A 23,122-nucleotide genomic window follows, 5' to 3' on the forward strand; every position below is an offset into this window, starting at 1 on the left:
CCGGGTGGTAGAAGGCTATCGACCTCGCGGTACGCTTAGCGTGTACCGGTGGTGCCGGTCGTGCCGGTAGTGCCGGTCGTGCCCCCGCCATTGTTGCTTCCGCCACTGGATGACAGCGCCGCGACGCCGGCTACAACCGTGGCGCCGAGGCCGATAACACTCTCTGTGCTCATGTTGCCGATGAGAGGGGTGGGCTGATTCAAAGACGTGTTTGCAGGCGTGCCTGGAGCAGAAGACGCTGCGGGAGGCTCAGCGGCCAAAACGGAGGTACTTAAAGAAAGCATTAGAGCTGAAGCAAGTAGTTTGGTCATGGTAGATTCCTTTTTGATGCATCGTCGGTATTGGCGGTGAAACTAAGAAGCGAGCGTGCAAGGCCAAAAACTCAGAGCGTCCATTAACGTTAAGGATAGTATTGATTCGAACTCGATGAGCGTGGACCTCTGGCTCATTCCTCAGTGAGATTTATCTTGCGATAATTGCCTTAAGAATACCTGTGTAGGACGCCTGATAGGTCTGACGTTTTATAACGCGTGCTCACTATTTATAACATTGCTCGGCCACGCCACGAGTACGGCGATGATATTCAAGACCGCTTAAACTTTTCTTTGATGAGCAACCAGGCGAACTTGCTGTTGGTGGTCAAGTAGCGCTTCCACATCCTGCCGGGTTCCTGGATGACACGGTACAGCCATTCCAGCCCGTAATTCTGCATCCATTGCGGCGCACGTTTTACCTTTCCCGCGACCACATCGAACGTTCCGCCCACCCCCATGACAAAGGTGACCCCCAACTGATCGCGCCAGCGGTTGATAAAGTTTTCTTTCATCGGCGAGGTGATGGCGACGAAAAGCAGCTGCGCACCTGAAGCCCGAACCTTCTCGACCAGTGTGGCTTCGTCGTCCCAGAAATACCCATGGTGATACCCGGCGACTTTCAGCCCAGGGTAAAGCGCCTTCACCTTGCTCGCGGCGGTGGAAACGACGTCGTCCTTGGCGCCTAACAAGAACACTGAAAAGTGGTTGGCCGCGCTCATCTCCAGCAGTTCATGAAACAGGTCGACACCCGCGACGCGTTCGGGGACTGAGTGGCCGAGAAAGCGGGCTCCCAACACCACACCCATACCGTCGATATTAATAATGTCACAAGAACGAACGGATTCGCTCAACTGAGGGTCTTCACGCATGTTTACAAGCTTGGCGACATTCACTACCACGTGCTGGGTGAACTGGCCGGCAGCAATCGCGCTACGAATTGTCTCGACGGTGTTGTCCATGGAAGCGACATCCATGGGACAGTCCAAAACTTCAATTCTTTGCATAGTTAATCTCAGCGGTGTATGGGGTGTAAAGGCGAGCGAGTAATACGCCTAGGTCAGTGGGGGAAGTAAAAAACGGCCCTACCAATCAGATGGTTTTTTTTCGAAATTGTGCAATCACTGTTGTAGGTCGCTAGCTGGGTTAATAACTACGCAGTTGCATCGCGCGTCTGCATGCAAATGCCCGCTCGTACCGGTATAGGAGTAGTTTCGCAACAAACTAAGGATGAGTAAGTCGACACATGTCGGGCCAGAAAAGGAAAAGTTTCAGATTAATCGATTGTTGGAAAAATGAAATAAATGTCATCGATGTCCCTGCAATAGTGTCGGTGATTTATATTTTTAATCCATTTGTGTCCGAGTTCCAGTGATAGTGCCGGGATTGCCGGTTACGATGGCAAGGCTGGGAATGCTGCCTCGAACAACCGCGCCCGCACCAATAATTGCACCTTTCGAAATATGAGAGCCTGGCAATATAATTGCGCCAGAAGCAATCCATACATCGTCTTCGATAGTGACTTTTTTATAGGAGTAGCCCTGTTCAGCAATATTTTTGCTTAAAGAGCGAAATTTGTGGTTTTGCGAGTATATGACGACATTAGGTCCAATTAAAACATTGTCTCCTATATCAATTTCACCGCCTGCATGAATTGTACAACCCCTATTGATCGAAACATTATTGCCAACTTTCAATTTTTCTGGGTGATTTATATGGGTTCCGTCCCAGATTGTAGAAAATTTTCCAGTCTTATACCCCCATGTTAAGTTTCGAATGTGGCACCCAAACTTACCGGGTGCGTATTTAGTAAGTAAGATAAACCATTGCTTAGCTTCGAAGCTCAATTGTGCTAGTAGTTTTTTCATGCTCTTGCCTGGCTAAAAATATAAAGTAAAGGAGTGATCTGATTAGTAAGAGTCCGAGGACGGTTGTGGCAATTGTATATGTGCTTGCTGGAAACTGCGACAGTAATATTAAAAATGGTGTTGAGAGAATAATGAAGTAAAGGTTTGCAATGAATATGGTCTTGCTCAACCCTGTAGCCCCCATTGCGGATGAAATCACAGCATAAGCAATTCGGATCATTGAAATCCCTAAGAATATAGCTATTAAAGCATAGTCTTGGTTTTCTGTTGGGCTGATAAGTGAGTTAACGTATGCTGATACTCCAGAGTAAGCCAATAGCGATAGAGGTGTCAGAATTAGTACTTGTCTGATCTGTTTCTTTAGATCGCTGATGTTAAATTTGGCTTTAAATGAAATTAACTGTGTGAGCCCTATGAAGGATGAGATAATTAAAAATGGATAGGTATAAATTGTAGCTGTGTAGAAATAATTCCCAAGTTCTTCTTTGCCAATCAGCTTGCCTACAGCAAATTTATCAAAACTATTGATTGCCACTATTATAGCGGTTGAACCAAAAAAGCTGGCAGTAAAAGGTATGGTGTTTATTTGCAGTGCAGAAGAATCAATTCTACCTCGTATCGAAAAGGCAGCTGATGAAAGTCCTAGTAGGCACGCTAGTAGAAGTGTTGTTTCAATCGATTCGTAATTCACACTTCCTTTGAGGTAAAGGACTGTCACGATGATTGCTAGGAATATTATTTTCCAGCTGTGCAATGTGACTTGGCTGTTCGTGAAGTTTGAGCACAAACGATGAAGTGATGAGGCGAATAAAGCCACGGATAGAGAGAAGCAAATGATGAATATTTTCCAAGGAGAACTGTTGTAATCAAAAAAATGAGTGTAAAAGAAAGAAGATGCCGCCGATGTGGATGCTGCGATTAACAGAGCAGTCACCACCGTGTTGGAGGGTAGAAGTAAGGTGTTTCGCGCCGAGATGCTTGCTAGTCTGAGCGTAGATTGTTCATAAGAAAGCAGTCCTATTGCTGATGTGATCATTGTGAGCGTTATAAGTCCTGAATAACGTCCGTAATCTTCAGGTGAAAGATGGTGTTTAAGTAATAGTATGGATAGGAAGATTGATCCTGCACCCAGCGCCATTATGGCTAAGGGAATTATTTTTTTGATTTGCATGGGTATTGGTTCTATTGATTTCAAAAATGATTGCGATGAAAATCAGTATTCGCGGGAAGCTATATGCTAGGTTGTATGTGTTTTCTTGAAGGAAACACAAAATAAGCTGAGCTGCAAGCATGCCTATTAGGATACTATGCTTCCGATTGTTTTTCTTTAGTAAAGACATAAGTATTGAGGCGTTTAATGCTATGAATAGTGCAAGTCCTGCTGCGCCAGTATGATAATAGATAACGCCGATTGTGCTTTCTGCTCCGGTTTTTAGTTTTTCTGTGAATTCAGAATCAGCATAGTTTCCTCCGCTACCTAAATCATTCCCTGCAATAGATGGGTAGAACACAAATACTTGGGAAAGCCCCATGAAATGAATGAATGAACTATCGCCGGTTCCCCGCGAGGCGGAAATTATCGTGCCGAGCGAAATAACCGAGATTAATAGTATGTTAGTGATGAATCTAAGTTTTACTGATTTCTTCCAAAGAAATTTGTTTGCTTCGGTTATGAATATTGTAATGATCGGTATAGCCCAGGCGCCTTTTGAAAATGTGATAAATAGTAAAAAGCACGATGCGCCAAGAAGTATAGCTTTGTTTCGGCGTACGAAATAAATAATATAAACAATTACGAAGGCAAGAGTATAACCTGCGAGGATGGAGTCGATAATTAACCCGGGATTTCTAATTACAGGAATTCCTGCTATTTTTGTTGCGGCTCCAGCCGTGAAATATTTAAACTCTCCATCGACTTCTTGCATGATGCTATCGGTGTCCTGTCTATTGTCTGCTAGAGAAGACGTTAACGAAATTAGGGTGTCGTAGCCTGATACTACATGCGCCAATGCACCAATTAGCGAAGCAATCAAGATTAAAGCAATATAGGTTTCTATTTTGCTAGAGATTTTTTCTCTGTTTTTACTGAAAGAAATGTTACCCATACTGATAATCGTGATGATCATTGGGGTGTACATGTTGATTAAATATTTTATTGCGACCATTTTGTTTGCGGCAAACAATGTACCTTTCATTAGTAATAGAAAGATACCTGCAATGCATAGTATTTGAAATTTTGTAGGCTTAGATATATATTTGGTAAGAATAATCGCTAGAAAGATTGATCCTGCTATGGTTTTGACATGTGCTGGCTCGAGATTACTTACGCCAGTGTTTGCGCTGATCGCACTCCAGGTCCATTGAAAAGTCAGATAAAAGCAAATTACGAGTAAGCACTCAAATGGCTTTTTCTTGAATTTTAAGTATAGGGCTGAAGCAATAATAGATAGAAGGGCCATCTCATTAATAAAAAATAGCAAAGATGTGCTAATGATGCTCAAAGATGTTCCTTTGCTAACCTTCATTAAGAGCATTCCTGGTTTGCAAAGTAGAGTTTTTGTTGGGTGGAAAGCTCAGGTAGTGCATTGTGGTGTGCTTAGCTCTATTTTGTCTTTTATGGATTGGAAGGAAGCTGCCTTTGTTGTATGCAAAGGCAGCGTCAATAAGAAATTAATTCAGAGAGAATTAGCTGTTCCAGATGCCTCGGGTGTCAATAATTTTGCGACCTTCTAGTTGCTCTAGACTGATCTCTTTAAAGAATTTATGGTCTACGAGCAGGACAATAATATCTGCTTCAGGTAGTGCATGATCAATGCTGCTCAACGTTAGCTGGTTAGTCAATTTCGCAGGGAGTTTTTCAATGTGCGGCTCGACCGCCAACACTCGCCCAGGGTGGCAAGCAGCGATATTCAGTGTGATTGAAACTGCCGGACTCTCGCGCAAGTCGTCAATATCGGGTTTGAAGGCTAAGCCAAAACACGCAATTGTAACTTCGTAGGCAGTTTTTAATGGGTTTTTCTGAAGTAACTCTGCGACAGCAATCTTAACTTTATCTAGTACCCACTCTGGTTTGCTGTCATTCACTTCCCGAGCAGTCCGAATTAAGCGAGCTTCATCTGGGGTTTTGCTAACGATAAACCACGGATCGACTGCAATGCAGTGTCCGCCGACCCCGGGGCCTGGTTGAAGGATATTGACCCTTGGGTGGCGGTTGGCCAAGCGGATCAGTTCCCAGACGTTGATATCCAGCTTGTCGCAAATAATCGAGAGTTCATTGGCGAAGGCGATGTTCACATCGCGAGAGCTGTTCTCGGTGAGTTTGCACATTTCCGCAGTGCGGGCGTTGGTGACGATGCATTCGCCCTGGACGAAGATTTTGTAAAGGCTGATGGCCAATGCGGAGCATTTCGGTGTCATGCCACCGATAACACGGTCGTTCTGTACCAACTCGTGCAGCACATGGCCGGGCAGTACACGTTCCGGACAGTGGGCAATGCGGATGTCGGAGCTTTCACCGTGGGTTTGCGGAAAACTCAGGTCTGGACGAGCTTCGGCGAGCCAGGCGGCCATCTGTTCGGTGGCGCCAACCGGGGAGGTCGACTCCAGAATGACCAGATCGCCTTTCTTCAACACCGGGGCAATGCTTTTACTGGCCGATTCGATGTAGCCCAGGTCCGGTTCATGGTCACCCTTGAACGGTGTGGGCACGGCAATCAAAAAAGCATCGGCGGGTTCCGGCCGGGTGGTGGCGCGCAAGTAGCCTTCAGTTACGGCCGCATGCACAACCATGTCCAGGTCTGGTTCAACGATATGAATCTGCCCGCGATTGATGATATCGACCGCATTTTGATTAACGTCGACGCCGATCACTTGTTTTTTGCGCGAAGCGAAGACGGCCGCAGTGGGCAAGCCGATATACCCGAGACCAACGACGGAGATGGTGTTGAAAGGCATGGTGCGTCCTTGAATGGTGATGTGTAGATACGTTGTTTAAGCGAGCTAACAGCCGGGCAAAGCCACGGCTGTTAAGCAAGGGAGGGGGTTAACGAGCGAGCAGCGCCTCGATGATGCGCTGGCAGGCTTTACCGTCGCCGTAAGGGTTATGGGCGCGACTCATTGTTTGGTAGGCGGCCGCATCGATCAGCAAGCGGTTCAACTCGCGGGCGATATCCGCGGTTTCGGTGCCGACCAGTTTCACTGTGCCTGCGGCAACAGCCTCTGGCCGTTCTGTGGTATCGCGCATCACCAGCACGGGTTTGCCCAGTGACGGCGCTTCCTCCTGGATGCCTCCGGAGTCGGTCAAGATGATGTGCGCACGGCTCATCATGTGGACGAAAGGCAGGTAGTCCAAGGGGTCGATCAGGTAGATGTTGTCAATGCCGGTCAGGAGTCGATTGACCGGCTCGCGCACATTGGGATTGAGGTGCACGGGATAGACGATATCAACCTCTGGATGTTGCTGGGCAACCTCCATCAAGGCCTGACAAATGCGTTCGAAGCCGTCACCAAAACTTTCCCGGCGATGGCCTGTAACGAGGATCAGTTTTCGAGCGGGGTCCAGAAAGGCCGCCGGTGCAGAAGCTTGGGCAAGCAGTGCCTGGTCCTGATCGAGACGTTTGACGACATCCAGCAGGGCATCGATCACTGTGTTGCCGGTGACGACGATCGTGGCTGGATTGACGCCTTCGCGCAGCAGATTGGCTTGTGACGTTTCGGTTGGCGCGAGGTGTAGGTTGGCCAAGGCCCCAGTGAGCTTACGATTGCCTTCTTCCGGCCACGGAGAGTAGAGGTTACCCGTGCGCAAACCGGCTTCGACGTGCGCAACCGGAATCTGCTGGTAGTAAGCCGCGAGGCTGGCAGCAAAAGTGGTGGCGGTATCACCATGAACCAACACAATATCGGGTTTGAATTCCGCCAGGACTTTCTTCAGCCCTTGCAGGATCGCGCTGGTCACATCGGTCAGGTCCTGGCCGGGTTTCATGATGTTCAGGTCGAAGTCCGGCTCAATGGCAAACAACCCAAGCACTTGATCGAGCATTTCACGGTGTTGGCCGGTGACGCAGACTTTCGCCTCAAAGCGTTCATCTGCCGCCAGTGCCAACGCAAGTGGAGCCATTTTAATGGCTTCGGGACGGGTACCAAAAATGCATAGGGTCTTCATAGGGCGATCCATTGCTATGTTCGTAGCTGAAGGTAGAGGGATGTTTGGACGGACTAACAAATGTCGTTTCAGATCTAAGTTGTATAAAACAACGGTGACCCAACCTTTGTTGACCAAAAGAAATACGCCGAATTAACGGATAACCATCGACGTGGGGCAGCACGAATTTAATTTTTACCACGCTACCGCCCCAGGATTAATTGCCAGTCCCTGAAAGCGTCATTATTTATTAATGTGTCTGCATCTTTTTTCAGCTGCAGGTAGCAAGGTGGAGTTGATATGGCTACCGCCATGCACTTCTGCTCGACGGTAGCGTGGTATCGGCAGCGGTTAGTTAACTAAACGTTATCTGATTTATATTCGTAGTTGTAATAACCATAATCGGCATAGCCATATTTGGCCGAGGCGCGTTTTTCAACGCCATTGAAAATGGCCCCTTTCAAATCAACGCCATTTTGTGCAAAACGACGCATGGTTAATTCAATTTCACGAACAGGGTTTAGTGCAAAGCGCGTCACAATCAGACTGGTGCCCGACTGGCGGCCGACAATCGCCGCATCCGTCACTGCGAGCAACGGCGGGGTATCCAGAATCACCAGGTCGTACTGGGCGCTGACTTGGTCCAGAAAGTCACTGAAGTTCGCGTGCATTAGCAGTTCTGAAGGGTTGGGCGGTATTTGTCCGCGGCCAATTACGTCAAGGTGCTCGAATTCAGTTTTATTGATCGCGGTTGCCAGGTCACAGCGCTTGACGAGTAAATCTGAAAGCCCGTTTTCAGCGGGGGTTCCGAATACTTTATGCAAATAGCCTTTGCGCATATCCACGTCGATCAGCAATACACGCTGGCCGGTCTGAGCGATGACTGCCGCGAGGTTGGCAGAAACGAATGTTTTACCAACCTTAGGGCTCGGGCCGGAGATCATCAGGCGATTATTGCTGGCTTCGAGCATGGCGAAGTGCAGACTGGTGCGCAGGCTGCGCAATCCTTCTATGGCCAGGTCTGTGGGGTGACTGCTGGCCAGTATGGGGGTGGCGTTGTTAGCGCGGCCTCGGCCACTTCGGAGGGTTTTGCTTTCTTCAGTTTTTTGCAGCGTGCTGAAAGGAATGGATGCATACACCGGCAACCCCAGTTGTTCAATTTGATCCGGATTTTCCACGCCGCGGTTAAGGGCTTTGCGAAAAAGCACCACTGCAATTGCCAGGAAAGCCCCGAGCATGGTGGCGATGAGAACAATCAGGGGTTTCTTGGGTTTAACCGGCTTAAGCAAATCCACATCGGCGGTATCGATCAAGCGCACGTTGCCCACGGTGCCGGCACGCATTACATCCAGCTCCTGGGATTTGTTCAGGAGCTGGGTATAAATTTCGGTACTAACTTTTACATCGCGGGTGAGGCTAAGCAGTTCTTGCTGTGTTGAAGGCAGGCCTTCGACTTTTTTGGCCAAGCCATTCTGCTTGGCTGTCAGCTCGCCTAATTGGCTGAGCAAGGCCCGATAGGCGGGATGCTGACGGGTAAACTTGCGATCCATTTCCGCTTGTTGCAATTTCAATTCGGAGATGCTGGTATCCAGCGCCACGATCTGGTCGAGAATGGCTTTGGCTTCCAGGCTGATATCGATGGATTTACTGCGAATTTGATACTTGTTCAGGGCGTTTTCGGCTTTTTCCAGGTCTTTGCGGACCTGAGGCAGTTGATCTTTTAGAAACTCCAGGCTTTGAGCGGCTTCGGCCGATGTCCGCTCGACATTCTGCCGCACATAGAGATTGGCGATTTCATTGAGGATTTGAATGGCTTCAGCCGGTTCCTCGCTTTCAAGAGCCAGTCCGATCATGCCGGATTCTTTACCGCGCTCCGAGACATCAAGTACCTTTTGGTACTTCAAAATACTGGTCAGGCGTGGGTCACGCACGATGTTGAACGTTGTACCAGGATTCGCCTGCAACACTTCGACCTGCAGTTTAATGCCGTCTTTGTCATAGGCTTGGCCCACTTGGCTTTGGACCAGAACATTGTCGTCTTCATCCAGCAACGTAAAGTGATCGTTTTCACCGGTGACCAACGTGAGCGTCTTACTCAGAAGCTCTTGTGGGAGCTCGAGCTGAAATATTTTCAGGGTTTCGCCACCCCAGGCAAAACTGTTCATGCCAAACAAGGGCGCCGCGACCGTATTAACAGCGTCTGGCTTGAACCGGCGAGCAATAAAGTCGCCAATCATAGGAAAACGGTTCGGCTCGACAGTGATATCGAGCGACAGATTGTCGACAACCTTGCCGATGATGGCACGCGATTTGATTAATTCAATTTCTGTGGTTGAAGGTGACTCTTTACCCAACATGCTGTTGATGTCGGAGAAGCCAAGTAAGTCATTTTTTTTTGCCTCCACCTGTATCAAGGCCGTTGCCTGGTAAACAGGATTGGCCAACACGGCATACGCCGTGCCAACGGCCATGGAGGCAACAGTGATCCCGGCAATCAACCATTTATGATCGACCAGTGTCCCGAGTAGGCCCATCAAGTCGATATCATCATCGTCATGTGAGGTTAATGCTGGAGTTTGCTGCATAAGTGAGTTCTTTTTTAACAGGTATTCGGGGAATGGTTTAGCGTGCGAGACGCCGTGCCCAGGCGGTTACTGCTTCTTCAATCAACGCGTATGCATGCACAAAAGCAGGTTTGCCTTGACGGTAGGGGTCGCTGATTTCGCGGTTGTCCTGCCACTTGCCCAGCAAGAAGACCTTTCCTCGCGCTTCAGGCGCGATCTTGAGAACACGGTCTATGTGGGACTGCTCCATCACCAGGATCAGATCCGATTCGCTGATGGTGGCGGGGGTCAGTTGATTGGCTTTGTGCTCATTTGGCAGATGGCCATGCTCTTCCAGTACGACCCGGGCGGTTGGCTCTATAGGGTGGTCTTGTAGCGCGCCAAGACCCGCGGAGCTGACTTCGATGTCGGACCGGCCCAGTGCATCTCGCAACAAATGTTCTGCAGTAGGGCTTCGGCAAATGTTGCCAATGCAAACGATGAGAATCTTGTTAAACAAGGCAACCTCCCTGGAAATTCCACACTTGCGGTGATGGTGCAATTGGAAAGACTGAAATTCTGTTTTTCTTCAATGGCACTTTTGTGACGGCTTGCAGCTATTGGGTGTGTGCCTCTTTCCGTGAGGAATTGCCGTACTGGGTGAAACTTTTCACTGCGAAGACTCGGGTCTGCTGGAATCTGGACTTGGAGCGTGCTTTAGGGTTGCTACGCTAAAAATCATAACTGGCAACCCACGGCAACATCAACCATTAAATGCCACGCACTAATGAATGCCATGCAGTAAAAAAAATATCCAGATATAAAGCCCGATATTAAATAACACGTTAAATAACATTTCTTGGTGTTATCGGACGAATTATAACTTTTTCGACTTTTTTGTATTGTTCAGTGTTTGGCTATGTTAAATACCGTGAGGTGTAGTTTGATGATAAGCGTAGGCGATCGCCTTGGGTAAAGCTTTCCCTGGCATTCGTTTATTGCCAATAAGTTTCGCGTTGTTTTAAGGGCCAGGTTTTCATGATCGTCCAACTCCGTTTTTCAGGTGCGCTTCCAGCCTTGGGAGAAGTCCGTCGCAAGGTCGGGGGTAAATCCATGGAGCTACTTGACCGCATTGGCGCAGAAGGGGCTGATTGTGTCCATCCATAGTGCTTCGGCTGTTCAAGCGACCTTGCCTGAGAGTCTCACCGCTAGTGCATGGTATTTGGTTCAGTGCAAGGCGAGCCAGGACGAGCGTGCAGAGATCAATCTGATTAACCAGGGATACACCTGTTTTCGCCCTACACACCAGCGCGAGCGTGATTTACAGGGGCGCATGAGGACTGTGCGCGAATCGCTGTTTCCAGGTTATCTGTTTATCCAGCTCGGCTCAGGTGAGAGCTGGGCGCCTTTGCGTTCTACACGCGGTGTATTGCGAATTGTCAGTTTTGGCGGCAAGCCGCTGCCCGTAGGTGATGAATTGATCGCCCGACTTTATGAGCATGATAGCGGAGCCCCTGTGGAGGCTCGGTTTGCCTGTGGCGAGCGGGTACGTATCAATGAAGGGCCTTTTGTCGATGTGGAAGCGATCTTCCTGGCGATGGAGGGAGAGCAGCGTGTGTTGCTCCTGATGACGCTGCTGCAGCGTGAGCAAAGAATCAGCATCCCCCTGGTTAATATCAGTAAGCATTGACACGGCGCGTTGGTCCCGGCCCGCCAATCAACGAGCAGATACCATTCTGGCAACAAAATTAGTTGCTCCCGTCTTCGCTCCCCCCTCAGTAGGCATTAAGCTTTTTTCGCAGCGCCTGGAAGGTAGCGGTCCCAGTCAGGACCGCATCTTTATGGCGTAGCTGGCGTTCCGGCTCGCGAACAGATTTATGCCGTCACGTGATTGCCCGATATCCACTTTTTTGCGGTCAACTACCGCCGTTGCGCTTGCCTGATGATAAGTCCGCGCATGCCGATATTGCCCTGAATCTGCTCAGCAGGCTGTACGGTATCGAGCGGAGGTTTAAAAGAAGTTGGCGATGAACATCGCCAGGAAAGTCGACAGCAGAACAACCTGTCGCTGCAGTTGCAGGCGTGGCTGGTGAAAGATCCAGCCACGAGTGACGAGGCTAACGCAGTACGCAAATGGCTTGCTTCTCCTGGTTAGCCTGCAGGTGCTCCCTCAATAAATGTCTTTCGACAGCAAGGTGAACGGCGTCTTCATCAGGATTTTCACATCCAGCCACAACGACCAGTTATTGATGTACTTAAGGTCGATCTCGACGCGCTTCTGCATCTTGTCGATGGTGTCGGTCTCGCCGCGGCAACCGTTGATTTGAGCCAGCCCCGTGATCCCCGGTTTGATTCGGTGGCGCGCCATGTAGGCGAGAATCTTGCCGGAGTAGTAGTCATTGTGCGCAACGGCATGGGGGCGTGGCCCGACCAGCGCCATATGACCTTGCAAGACATTGAACAACTGCGGCAACTCATCGATGGAAGTGCGACGGATAAAGCGCCCGACCGGGGTAATCCGCGAGTCGTTACGACTGGCTTGCTTGACCTCATGATCGTCGTGCACGCGCATCGAGCGAAACTTCCAGACCTTGATAACCTTCCCGTTCCAGCCGTGGCGGTCCTGTTTGAAAAATACCGGACCCTGGGATGTGAATTTGACGGCCAGGCCAATGATCAGCAGTAACGGGCTTAGAGCGACAATGGCCATCAGAGCCACGCTTTTATCGAACAGGCTTTTACTCAGCGCGGCAGTGGGTTGGCTGCTCAGCGGGCATTCAATCAAATGGATTGCCGGCATGCCATCCACATCACTGACCGAGTGATTGAGCAGCGTCAGGCTATTCAAGTCCGGGACCCAGACAACATCGACGTTGGCATCCAGCAAGTCGACATACATTTCTTCGATTTGTGCCGCTTCGCTCAGCGGTAGCGTGATGTACAGGCGTCGGATGTCATGGGTCTTGATCAGTTCGAGCAGTTCCTCTTGCGGGCCTACGACCGGTGGCGCACCTGCCTCCAGCAAAGGAGTGGTGTCGGAACTTACCAGGCCTACCAATGGGAAGTGATGGAGGGTACGAAGCTTATTAGCCAGCCCCAGCGCCAGCTCGCCAGTACCCACAATCAGCGTTCTGCGCTCAATCTGAAGTGCCCGTTGGTAGTACTTCGAAAAACCATGCAGCGGGACGTACAACAGCGCCTGCCCGATGTAGCTGCAGATAGCCCATACCAGAATGATTTGACGAGAAAACAGTTCGTTGGCCTTGCAGAGGAAGGCGACAATAGCCAGCGCTGCCAGTGTCATTGACCAACCCATGAGAAGTCTTACCAGGCCCTCCAGGTAATTGCCCTTCTTTGCATAAACGCCGCACCAGGAATAAGCTGGAACCGATGCTAGTACAGTAAGAGTTGCACAGACTCGATAATAGAACTCAACCGTCCCCGTCTTGTAATAAACCAATACCAATAATAGGGCAACAACAAAGCCTAGGCCAAGCGCCCACTGTCCCCAGAAGGTCAATCCTTTGAGGGTGGTATTTCGATTGATACGAAGATTGTTAACCATACGATATCCCCAAAATACGTCCATTCGCGTTTCGACAGACAAGAGCCAAAATCAATGCAGTAAGAGTTATTGTTCATATTAGATGGCGTTGCATTGACGAACGAAGCGCCAAAAAGGGCGGCGCCGTCATCAATGGATAGATTAATTTATTAGCGCGAGCACTGTCTGACGACTTTTAACGGGTGGGTTGTATATCTTGTTGATATGTCTGGGCGAGAAGCGCGTTAGAAATAGTCTGGATTCAACTTTGTTAACACGGCTTTATAGAGGGGCGGGTGGTGAAGGAGATACGGGTAGATAAAATGGCGTGCTTTTTATTGTTGTATTGCACTGCCGCGGCGAACATTTGAATGGCTTAGACTAGATTTTTACGCGTACGATTTTTTGTATCACGCAGTACCCACGATTTCTTACTGCACGAAAGAGGCGTTCGCCGTTACTAGCGTTTTTAAACTTTTCCTGTAATCGGCTTAGACACATTTCGAGGCCCCGATAATGTTCAGGTTCTCTGCCAATGCTACGGATAAGGTCCTCCTTGCTGACCACGCGATCCTCATGGTGCAGCATTTTTTTCAGCAGCGTGGCCTCCAGGCCAGTCAAGACAATCTCCACGCCATCCTTGGTCAACGCGCCGCCGCCATCGCTCAGTCGCCAGGTTTCAGTCAGTGGGGTGTGCGGTTTGGCCGTCTGGGAGACGTATTCCCTGGTGTCATCTCTGGCGTTGTCCGCAGTTGATGTGAAGTGAGTAAATTTCGTTACGGATTGGGCAACTTGCCATTCGGACTTGAATGTCGAAAGGGTGCGCTGAGTATCATGCTTGATAACCGGAGGAACCATTTTGGCCACCTGCGGGGAAATAAACTCCATCAACCTTGGGGCAGAAGTGGGTGGGGCAACGCCTTCAAAAAACATCTTTGCCTGTGATGTACCGCAACTGTTATATCGCTTGCTGGACAGTAATGCCTCAAGCTCCAGTTCTAGTGCAGGGTTGTGAGTAACCACGACAAAGTATTTTCTAGGGAGGTTTGTGCTGCTATCCATGGCTCTCTCCTGAGTTGCACGTCTGGGTGTTGATTCAAAGGTTGTCGGCAGGGGAGTAATAACTCCCTTGGAAGTAATCAAAGGGCAGCGCACGTGCCAGTATATGACTGGCAGCGTGCTCGACTCTGTCTGCTATAAAAGCGACTTTTGTGTTATGAGTGAGCATGGTCATACGCTCGTGGAGACGATTGAATAACTCTGGATTGCCACTGAGCTTGAGGCTCAAGTCTAGAGAGGAAATAGAAATTTTTATATAGTCGAATAAATCCAGGGTTGTAAGGATTTCGATACTTTGATTGTCGATGTTGTAGTCGTCAAACGCGATTTCTACGCCATGGTCTTTCAATAGATATACGTTGCGAAGGATTTTCTTTTTTTCTACGAAGCTGACTGCGGAGAGGGGGAGTTCATTGAGCGCGATAACCAGTGTCTGGCCATATTCGCGCAGAGCATCGCCGGACTGTATCAGCTCTTCTGTGAGCGCAGAGTTGGCAAGATCTGACTGTCTTACGCAAACAAATCTACGGCTTAAGTATTTACTTCCGTTAGTGGTGTTGTGATCTTTCAGCGAAAATGCAATCAGCCTGGTTTGCATCAGTACTTCACTGTAGATCCCACTCATCTGATGCGCCTCTGGCGCGGAGGGCGCGGAAGCGGAGTCGTCAAAATGTATTCTGATCTCGCTGCCAAACGGGCAGTCATCCCGAGTGAGGATCAATTGTCGAGACAGGTAATGCTCTGCGTGACCGTAGAGTCGCACGCTCCCTGTTGCGTTCATAATACAGAAACTCCCTTCTACACTAAGAATCAGGTTGTCGAGATCAGACCCCTGATTAAACGATATCCATGCCCACGAATACTTTGAATGGCGTTGATGCCATATATGCCTTTTATTTTTCCGCGAAGGCGACTGATCGACTTTTCCAAGGCTCTTGGATCATAAAAATTTATATTCAGCCCCATGATCCTGGCGATTTCATCATGGCTCAAGATTTGGTTTTTTGTTTGAGAAAAAGCCTCAAGAATTTTCATTTCTGCAAACGATACATCCAGTTTTTTATAGTCGCCAATAAGGCACATGCGAGTGGGGTCCAAAAACAAATTATGCTTTTTTTGCCATTCGGGACTGTCAAAAAACTCGGACAGTAGGTCAGTGTTTTCGTCTGCAAAAGTGTCGCAATTAATACAGTAGTCGGCCCCGGCAAAATAATATTTCATCTTGTTGTAAGTGCCTCTACCGGTGATGGCTACAAAAATTATTGACGCCAGATTTTCGGCGCGAACATTTTCTACGACGGTGAGGCTTTCAACAAACGCTTGAGGGCTGTCGATTACGATAAAAATTGCACGGTATGAACCAGGATCGTTGTTTCTTTTGAATGAGTTGCTATAGCACAGTGCATCGACGGCAATATCCTTGCCTACGTGGCTTGCGACTAATTCCCTAAAGCCCTCAGCTAGCGTATGGGTTCGCCCAATGGTGAGAATACCTGTCTCCTCCTTCGCGTCGCTGTGGCCTGTAGTCGTTATTTTCCCTGTAAGCATCATGCTTTGACTCGGATGGGTGCTGGCATTTGAATGTTAAAGCACTCATTCTTGTTTGTGACTGACAATTGGTAACATTTCACCGTTTTTTCAAGCGCTCGTTACGTTTTTTTAACATTGCCGGTCATTCTGACGTGATCGTTTGCTCGCTTGTGGTTCGAGATGTCTGGTGGTCTATGGCAATCTCGTGGGCTGGCAGGTCATGGCGCTATGCCATCTATTGCCTCAGGGTCCCGCGTTTTCGCATCAATACGACCGTGCATGTCGCTAAAGTTCGCGCTACTTGATTTTTTTGATTGGGTGTCATGAGGCTGTAGGGCTTTGTAGTTTTAAATGCGAGTTATTGCTTTTGTTTGGCTCAGCACTATCCAATATTAACTGTTGTATAACGTTCGTGTTGGTGGTATCGGTCATGGACATTTCATAACATTGGGTTTTATTAATCGGCCTAATGCGCTTTACTTTCGTGTTGGCGTTGAATTAGAGCGGGGTCGACGCATTGGTATTTGTTGGTGAGGGGGGATTGATGGATCTTTGGACAACCATATCAGTGTTGATTTTAGGGATGGTCGAAGGTCTGACGGAATTTTTGCCTATATCAAGTACGGGGCACCAGATAGTTGTCGCGGACTTGCTCAGCTTCGGCGGCGAGCGAGCCATGGCCTTTAACATCATCATTCAATTGGGCGCGATCCTGGCGGTTGTCTGGGAGTTCCGTCGCAAGATTCTCGATATCGTTACCGGCTTACCGACCCAACGCAATGCACAACGTTTCACCTTGAATCTATTAATCGGTTTTCTTCCGGCAGTGGTCTTGGGGGCATTGTTCGCCGATAAGATCCATGAGTATCTGTTTAATCCGATCACTGTGGCAGTGGCATTAGTGGTGGGCGGCATCATCATGTTGTGGGCCGAAAAACGGGAACATGTAGTGTATGTCGACCATGTTGACGATATGCGCTGGAGCGACGCCCTTAAGGTCGGTTTCGCGCAATGCCTGGCCATGATACCCGGCACTTCACGCTCAGGATCGACCATTATCGGGGGGCTGTTGTTTGGGCTGTCGCGCAAGGCGGCAACCGAGTTTTCATTTTTTCTGGCCATGCCAACCATGGTCGGCGCCGCCGTTTATTCCGGGTATAAGTACCGGGATCTATTCCAGGCCAGCGATCTGCCGGTGTTTGCCCTGGGCTTCGTGACCGCGTTCATCTTCGCCATGATCGCGGTACGTGGTTTGCTGAAATTCATCGCCAACCACAGTTACGCTGCATTCGCCTGGTATCGAATTGCATTTGGTTTGCTGATCCTGGCCACATGGGGATTCGGTTGGATCAACTGGACTGAAGCGGCAGCGCTTTGAATGTTTGCTGCAGCGCTTAACGCCCTTCAAGCAACTGCGCTGCCTGATCCAGCAAGGCCAAGGGCTCCTTGGCCTTGTGGATATCCACCGACAACAACTGCCGAAACTTGCGCGCCCCCGGGAACCCGGTGCCCAGCCCCAACACATGTCGCGTGATGTGATGCATCGAACCACCGGCATCGATATGCGCGGCAATATAAGGCCGCAACTGCGCCAGCGCCTCGGCGCGGCTGATCACCGGTGCCGTGCTGCCAAACAGCTGTTGATCCACCTCGGCCATCACATAAGGATTGTGATACGCCTCGCGGCCAAGCATCACGCCGTCGAAGGTCTGCAAATGCTCGTGGCAGGCCTCCAGCGTCTTGATCCCGCCGTTGAGAATGATCTCCAGCTCCGGAAAATCAGCCTTCAACCGCGCCGCCACGTCATAACGCAGGGGCGGAATGTCGCGGTTCTCCTTCGGCGACAACCCCTCCAGAATCGCAATCCGCGCATGCACGGTAAAACTGGTGCAGCCGGCATCCCGCACCGTGCCGACGAAATCACACAACTCCTCGTAACTGTCCCGCCCATTGATCCCGATCCGATGCTTGACCGTCACCGGAATCGACACCGCATCACGCATCGCCTTCACACAATCGGCCACCAATTGCGGATGCCCCATCAGGCACGCGCCGATCATATTGTTCTGCACCCGATCACTCGGGCAGCCGACATTCAGGTTCACCTCGTCGTAACCATGCTCCTGCGCCATGCGCGCGCACGCAGCCAGGTCCAGCGGCACACTGCCGCCAAGCTGCAACGCCAACGGATGCTCGGCCTCGTTGTGGCGCAGGAAACGCTCGTGATCACCATTGAGCAGGGCACCGGTGGTGACCATTTCGGTGTAGAGCAGGGCGTTTTTCGACAGCAAGCGCAGGAAAAAGCGGCAGTGGCGGTCGGTCCAATCCATCATCGGCGCGACGGAAAAACGGCGGGAGAGCGGGGCGGGTGTAGCGTTGGCTGCGGACATTGGGAATCTGGAATCGGTGAGGCTGGGAGGAGGGGGAGTTTATCAGGATTGGGATGACGGGGCTCGGGAGTCCGAATACCGGCAATCAGCTCTGTTTAAAGTCGTAAGAAAATGTAGGAGCTTTCACTCAACACGCGTCCCCATCGCCCATATTGTCCCCGGCAGATCGTCCCGATAGCCTCTTCCCGTCGCTGCCAGTTCAGCGACAAGGGTGTGGAAGCCCTTAACAGGATCTAGGCGCACAGGCGCCACCAAAATTTAAGCAGGCGCTTTTTTCATGTCTGCTGTTAAATTATGGCGGCTGTGCGCGGGGCACTTTCGGGTGCGCCGGGTTCCTAGATCCCCGGTCTTCCACACCTGCGCACAGCTGCCACCCCATCATGTGGAAGTGATGCTGGCAGTTCCTTCATTCAATTCTAGGAACGACAACCATGAAAAAAATCACGCCTGATCCTCCGGTTGCTTCAACCGCAACTGATTCTCTCGATCTCGCCCAGCTATCCGAAGCCAGTCATCGCATCGTCAGTAAACGCCTGCGCAACCCCAATCACGCTGACCCCATCTGTCACGTCTTTACCATCCTCCCCGACGTCGACACCGAAACTTTGCTGTGCCACGCCTGCGAAACCCTCGCGTCGCTGAACGTCCTCACCACCGATCTGGCCTGCAAGCTCGAAGGCTCGCCACGCAGTCTGGCGCTGTCGATTCAGCAGTTGGCGGTGGTGGGGGAGTTGTTGGTGAATCGGGCGCTGGATAACGTTGATCCGTCTTGTGGTGTTTGACGACTAGTTGAATTGCTGCACTTCACTGGTGGGGGCATGGAAGCCTTCACCTTTGGTGATCCGTCTCCCCGAATCGCCTATAAAACGGCTACACGTCCGACAGACGAGCTAGCGTTTTGATGGCACCCATCTAATCTCATCTGACAAATTCTCCCCGTCCCACCTCGTCCCTTCGCAGCAGGAGTATGCCATGCCCAATTTTGGTGAAACTCTAATCAACACCACTACTGCAGGCGATCAGGAAGATCCGAATATCTATGGATTGATCGATGGTGGTTTTGTCATCGCCTGGCATGGCAATGGTCTTGGCGATGCCACCGGAATCTTTACCCAGCGCTATAACGCCAGCGGTGCCAAGGTGGGTGGTGAGACGCTGGTCAACAGCACGCTTGCGGGCGAGCAGAGTCAGCCTTCGGTGGTCGGGTTGTTGAACGGCGGTTACGTTGTGACCTGGTCCGGTCTCAATACCGGGGGGCTGCAGTGCATCTTTACCCAGCAGTACAACACCAGTGGGGCCAAGGTCGGTGGCGAAACTGTTGTCAATACAACCACGGCAGGCTCTCGCGATTCCCCTGAAATTACCGCCCTGGCCGACGGTGGTTATGTGGTGACATGGGGGGCAGAGGAAACCGCTGGCGACTTCGGGTCTTATCTGCAGCGCTTCAATGCCAGCGGGGTGAAGGTCGGTGGGGAAGTTCACATCAACACCACCACCGTGGGGCCTCAGGATTTTCCACAGATTTTTGGTGTTCCCGACGGTGGTTACCTGGCGGTGTGGGAGGGGAGTGGGCCGGGAGATGACTACGGCATCTTCACCCAGCGCTTTAACGCGGCTGGCGCCAAGGTCGGTGTGGAAACCCTGGTCAACACACCCTCTGCGGAAATCCAATCCGAGCATATGGTTGCTGTGCAGGCCAACGGCAATTACCTGCTCGTCTGGGAGTCTTACCCTAATACTGTTACCGGAGTGGAACAAAGAGACGTATTTTCCCAGCTCTATAACTCCGCAGGTGGCAAGATCGGTGCCCAGACCCGGGTCAATACCACAACCACTGGTTCTCAGGGAGAGGCTCACGTCTCGGCAATGTTCGATGGTGGCTACGTGGTCACTTGGGTGGGTAACGGCCCAGGTGACGCCTCCGGCGTTTTCACTCAGCGTTTCAATGCCAGTGGCGTTGCGGTCGGTGCGGAGACCCGGGTCAATACGACGGTGGCGGGCGACCAGGTCATCTCGCGGATGACCACGCTGGCTGATGGTGGTTATGTAGTTGTCTGGGAGTCGATTGGCCAGGACGGGGCAAGTTTCGGCACGTACCTCCAGCGATTCGATGCAAGCGGCAACAAACTGACCGGCCTGTCGGGCGATGCCGCGGCCAACGTGCTGACCTGGGCGGGTGTCGGAAGCGTGGTCATCGATGCCGGTGCGGGTGACGACACTCTTATCGGCGGCAGTGCAAACGACCATCTCAACGGCGACGCTGGCAACGACACCCTCAACGGCGGGGGCGGCGCAGACCGGATGACCGGCGGCGACGGCTCCGACACCTATTTCGTCGACAACCTGTTCGATGTCGTCAGCGAAACCAATGCCATTGCGGCTACCGGTGGCATCGATACGGTCAACAGTCTCCTGGCGACCAACATCCTCGGCGCCAACGTGGAAAACCTGCACTTGTTGGCAACCACGGCCGCCAACGGTACCGGCAATGCCTTGAACAACACGATCTTTGCCGGGGCCGGCAACAATATTCTCAATGGCGGCGATGGCGTCGATACTGCGTCCTACGCCTTTGCCACCAGTGCGGTGACTGTCAGCCTGGCTGTCACCACCGCCCAGGTCACGGGTGGTTCCGGCAGCGATACGTTGCTGGCCTTCGAAAACCTGACCGGCAGTAACTTCAACGACGTCCTGACCGGCAATGCGGGCGCCAACACCCTCAACGGGGGCGCGGGCAATGACATCCTCAATGGCGGTGCCGGCGCAGACACGCTGATCGGTGGTGATGGTTCGGACTCCTACGTTGTCGATAATGTCGGTGATGTGGTCAGTGAAACCAATGCGGTCGCTGCCACTGGTGGCACGGATACCGTCAGCAGCTCCCTGGCCGCCTATACTCTGGGCGCCAACGTGGAAAACCTGCGCCTGCTGGCAACCACGGCCGCCAACGGTACCGGCAATGCCTTGAACAACACGATCTTTGCCGGGGCCGGCAACAACATCCTCAATGGCGGCGACGGTATCGACACCGCGTCCTATGCCTTTGCCGCGAGTGCGGTGGTGGTCAGCCTGGCTGTGACTACTGCCCAGGCCACCGGCGGCTCAGGCAGCGATACGCTGCTGGCCTTCGAAAACCTGGCCGGTAGTAATCTCAATGACACCCTGACCGGCAATGCCGCCGCCAACACCCTCAGTGGCGGCGCGGGCAACGATGTCCTCAATGGCGCTGCCGGCAATGACACCCTTGATGGCGCCGCCGGTGTAGACACACTGGTCGGTGGTGACGGTTCGGACATCTACATTGTCGATAACGTCGGTGATGTGGTCAGTGAAAGCAATGCGGTTGCCGCTACCGGTGGTACGGATTCTGTCTATACCACGCTGGCGGGCTATATCCTCGGCGCCAACGTTGAAAACCTGCGCCTGATGGCCACAACCGCTGCCAACGGCACTGGCAATACCTTGAACAACACGCTGTTTGCCGGGGCCGGCAACAACATCCTCAATGGTGGCGACGGTATCGACACTGCGTCCTATGCCTTTGCCGCGAGTGCGGTGGTAGCCAGTCTGGCTATCAGCACCGCCCAGGCCACTGGCGGCTCGGGCAGCGATACGCTGCTGGCTTTCGAAAACCTGACCGGCAGTAACTTCAACGACACCCTGACCGGCAATGCGGCTGCCAATACGCTCAGTGGGGGCGCGGGCAATGATGTCCTCAATGGCGGTGCCGGCAATGACACCCTCGATGGCGGTGCCGGTGTAGACACACTGGCGGGTGGCGACGGCTCGGACATTTATGTTGTCGATAACCTCGCCGATGTGGTCAGTGAAACCAATGCGGTCGCGGCCACCGGCGGCACGGATTCTGTCTACAGTTCCCTGGCCGGGTATACGCTGGGCGCCAACGTGGAAAACCTGCGCCTGCTGGCAACAACGGCCGCCAACGGTACCGGCAATACGTTGAACAACACGCTGTTTGCCGGGGCCGGCAATAACATCCTCAATGGCGGCGATGGTGTCGACACCGCGTCTTATGCCTTTGCCGCGAGTGCGGTGGTAGCCAGTCTGGCTGTAACGACTGCCCAGGCCACCGGTGGCTCAGGCAGCGATACGCTGCTGGCCTTCGAAAACCTGACCGGCAGCAATTTCAACGACACCCTGACCGGCAATACAACCGCCAACACCCTCATCGGAGGCGCGGGCAATGATGTGCTCAATGGGGGGGCCGGTAACGACCTGCTGATCGGCGGGGCGGGGGTTGACCAGCTCACTGGCGGTATCGGAGCCGACCGTTTCGACTTCGACACCTTGAGCGAAATGGGCCTGGGCACATTGCGCGATGTGATCGGGGATTTCAAAACCGCCGAGGGCGACAAAATCGACCTGTCGACCCTGGACGCCAACGTGGCCACCGCCGTCAATGATGCCTTCAGCTTTATCGGGGCGAACGCCTTCAGCGCTAATGCGACCGGGCAGGTGCGCTTCGCTGGCGGCATCCTGTTCGGCAGCACCGATGCCGACACGGCGGCGGAGTTCGAGATTTCCCTGGTGGGTGTTGCGACGCTCGTTAACACGGACATCATTGCCTGATGGTGCATCGCCGGGGCTCTATGGAGCCCCGGCGCACAGGGTTCCTGAACCGATGCTGTCGCCGCGCAACATTTCATGATGCCCGGCACGGACGAGGCATAGGATGACAGCCAAAGGTCATGTCCCCGCGCCTCACTCCCTCAGGAA

The 23,122-nt window shown here is 51.7% G+C and carries 18 protein-coding genes; 4 read left to right on the plus strand and 14 right to left on the minus strand.

Features of this window, described 5'->3' with window-relative positions; translation table 11 throughout:
* Positions 1 to 35: 35 nt before the first annotated feature.
* The 9 genes from QMK54_RS09855 to QMK54_RS09895 all read right to left on the minus strand — a co-directional run bounded on the left by QMK54_RS09855 (position 36) and on the right by QMK54_RS09895 (position 10,382).
* Positions 36 to 311, minus strand: coding sequence for a hypothetical protein (locus QMK54_RS09855; RefSeq protein ID WP_320402413.1), 276 nt, complete (start codon positions 309 to 311; stop codon positions 36 to 38).
* A 272-nt stretch (positions 312 to 583) separates the two neighbouring features.
* Positions 584 to 1,273 carry a WecB/TagA/CpsF family glycosyltransferase gene (locus tag QMK54_RS09860; RefSeq protein ID WP_320402414.1) on the minus strand — a complete coding sequence of 230 codons (690 nt, stop codon included), beginning with the start codon at positions 1,271 to 1,273 and terminating at the stop codon, positions 584 to 586.
* Positions 1,274 to 1,657: 384 nt separating this feature from the next.
* Positions 1,658 to 2,179, minus strand: coding sequence for an acyltransferase (locus tag QMK54_RS09865; RefSeq protein ID WP_320402415.1), 522 nt, complete (start codon positions 2,177 to 2,179; stop codon positions 1,658 to 1,660).
* A complete protein-coding gene (locus tag QMK54_RS09870; RefSeq protein ID WP_320402416.1) occupies positions 2,142 to 3,350 on the minus strand; it encodes a hypothetical protein in 1,209 nt (402 codons plus the stop codon). The genes QMK54_RS09865 and QMK54_RS09870 overlap by 38 nt, the downstream gene beginning before the upstream one ends.
* Entirely contained in the window at positions 3,271 to 4,704 is a 1,434-nt protein-coding gene (locus QMK54_RS09875; protein WP_320402417.1) for a hypothetical protein, read from the minus strand. Before QMK54_RS09875 ends, QMK54_RS09870 begins: the two co-directional genes overlap by 80 nt.
* Positions 4,705 to 4,864: 160 nt before the next feature.
* Positions 4,865 to 6,133, minus strand: a complete 1,269-nt coding sequence (gene wecC / locus QMK54_RS09880; protein WP_320402418.1) for a UDP-N-acetyl-D-mannosamine dehydrogenase — start codon at positions 6,131 to 6,133, stop codon at positions 4,865 to 4,867.
* 88 nt (positions 6,134 to 6,221) lie between these two features.
* Positions 6,222 to 7,340, minus strand: coding sequence for a non-hydrolyzing UDP-N-acetylglucosamine 2-epimerase (gene wecB, locus QMK54_RS09885; protein ID WP_320402419.1), 1,119 nt, complete (start codon positions 7,338 to 7,340; stop codon positions 6,222 to 6,224).
* 338 nt (positions 7,341 to 7,678) lie between these two features.
* On the minus strand, positions 7,679 to 9,904 hold the full coding sequence (locus QMK54_RS09890) for a polysaccharide biosynthesis tyrosine autokinase (protein ID WP_320402420.1): 2,226 nt from the start codon (positions 9,902 to 9,904) through the stop codon (positions 7,679 to 7,681).
* A 37-nt stretch (positions 9,905 to 9,941) separates the two neighbouring features.
* A complete protein-coding gene (locus QMK54_RS09895) occupies positions 9,942 to 10,382 on the minus strand; it encodes a low molecular weight protein-tyrosine-phosphatase (protein ID WP_320402421.1) in 441 nt (146 codons plus the stop codon).
* A 639-nt stretch (positions 10,383 to 11,021) separates the two neighbouring features.
* Here QMK54_RS09895 and rfaH point away from each other — a divergent pair.
* Positions 11,022 to 11,552, plus strand: a complete 531-nt coding sequence (gene rfaH, locus QMK54_RS09900; RefSeq protein WP_320402903.1) for a transcription/translation regulatory transformer protein RfaH — start codon at positions 11,022 to 11,024, stop codon at positions 11,550 to 11,552.
* Positions 11,553 to 12,032: 480 nt separating this feature from the next.
* Here rfaH and QMK54_RS09905 read toward each other — a convergent pair whose 3' ends face one another.
* From QMK54_RS09905 to QMK54_RS09920, 4 genes are all read right to left on the minus strand, one after another.
* Positions 12,033 to 13,427, minus strand: a complete 1,395-nt coding sequence (locus QMK54_RS09905) for an undecaprenyl-phosphate glucose phosphotransferase (RefSeq protein ID WP_320402422.1) — start codon at positions 13,425 to 13,427, stop codon at positions 12,033 to 12,035.
* Between the two features lie 360 nt (positions 13,428 to 13,787).
* Entirely contained in the window at positions 13,788 to 14,468 is a 681-nt protein-coding gene (locus tag QMK54_RS09910; RefSeq protein ID WP_320402423.1) for a winged helix-turn-helix domain-containing protein, read from the minus strand.
* Positions 14,469 to 14,502: 34 nt separating this feature from the next.
* The gene (locus tag QMK54_RS09915; RefSeq protein WP_320402424.1) at positions 14,503 to 15,246 is read right to left on the minus strand and encodes an EAL domain-containing protein; all 744 of its coding nucleotides are present in this window, start codon (positions 15,244 to 15,246) and stop codon (positions 14,503 to 14,505) included.
* Between the two features lie 29 nt (positions 15,247 to 15,275).
* Positions 15,276 to 16,016 carry a winged helix-turn-helix domain-containing protein gene (locus QMK54_RS09920; protein ID WP_240628999.1) on the minus strand — a complete coding sequence of 247 codons (741 nt, stop codon included), beginning with the start codon at positions 16,014 to 16,016 and terminating at the stop codon, positions 15,276 to 15,278.
* 523 nt (positions 16,017 to 16,539) lie between these two features.
* Here QMK54_RS09920 and QMK54_RS09925 point away from each other — a divergent pair.
* The gene (locus QMK54_RS09925) at positions 16,540 to 17,373 is read left to right on the plus strand and encodes an undecaprenyl-diphosphate phosphatase (RefSeq protein WP_320402425.1); all 834 of its coding nucleotides are present in this window, start codon (positions 16,540 to 16,542) and stop codon (positions 17,371 to 17,373) included.
* Positions 17,374 to 17,389: 16 nt separating this feature from the next.
* Here the strand turns inward: QMK54_RS09925 and dusA are convergent, their stop codons facing one another.
* Positions 17,390 to 18,385, minus strand: coding sequence for a tRNA dihydrouridine(20/20a) synthase DusA (gene dusA / locus QMK54_RS09930; protein WP_320402426.1), 996 nt, complete (start codon positions 18,383 to 18,385; stop codon positions 17,390 to 17,392).
* Positions 18,386 to 18,816: 431 nt separating this feature from the next.
* On the opposite strand from dusA, the gene QMK54_RS09935 reads away from it, so the two are divergent.
* A complete protein-coding gene (locus QMK54_RS09935) occupies positions 18,817 to 19,167 on the plus strand; it encodes a DUF6124 family protein (RefSeq protein WP_320402427.1) in 351 nt (116 codons plus the stop codon).
* Between the two features lie 190 nt (positions 19,168 to 19,357).
* Entirely contained in the window at positions 19,358 to 22,975 is a 3,618-nt protein-coding gene (locus tag QMK54_RS09940) for a calcium-binding protein (RefSeq protein WP_320402428.1), read from the plus strand.
* Positions 22,976 to 23,122: the final 147 nt, after the last annotated feature.

Source organism: Pseudomonas sp. P5_109 (genome assembly GCF_034009455.1).
In the GTDB taxonomy this organism is placed as follows: Bacteria; Pseudomonadota; Gammaproteobacteria; order Pseudomonadales; family Pseudomonadaceae; genus Aquipseudomonas.